General features: G+C 66.9%; 1 protein-coding gene. It reads right to left on the bottom strand.

Annotated elements, in window-relative coordinates; genetic code table 11:
• On the bottom strand, nucleotides 1–480 hold a 480-nt coding region (locus MKW15_RS24265), incomplete at both ends, for an HNH endonuclease (RefSeq protein WP_240862967.1).

The following is a 480-nucleotide window of genomic DNA, read 5'->3' as shown; positions in this document are numbered from 1 at the left end:
CCCGGATCGACGGAGGCCGGCGGGATCAGCCAGGGGTGGCGGTCAGCCCCGAGGACGACGTCCCACCCGTTGTGGTGCACATCGGTGTGGCAGGACGGGCACAGCAGACACCCGTTGTCCAGGACGGTTTTGCCGCCGTCGGCGTGGTGTTTGATGTGGTGTGCGTGGGCCCAGGACGCCGGCGCGCCGCATTTGATGCAGCACCCTCCGTCCCGCACGATCAACGCTCGACGCAGGTGTGGTGGGAACAGTCGTAGGTTGTCGGTCATCGCGACCGGCACCCCGTCCTTGTCGACGGTGATGGCGGTGACCACCGCGTCACAGGTCAACAACCGGGCGGTGTCCAGGGTGACGGGTCCGGTGAACGCCATCGACGCCAGATCCGGGTTGTCCGCCGGCAACGTGAGCAGCACTTGATGTTTCGGCATGCCCACCAACCCGTCATCCCCGTGGGCGGCGGCATCAAGGATGCGTTCCAAC

Origin of the sequence: Gordonia gummivorans (assembly GCF_022513585.1) — a bacterium.
In the GTDB taxonomy this organism is placed as follows: Bacteria; Actinomycetota; Actinomycetes; order Mycobacteriales; family Mycobacteriaceae; genus Gordonia.
The sequence above is the reverse complement of the archived record's forward strand: the minus strand, read 5'-3'. Positions and strand labels throughout refer to the sequence as shown.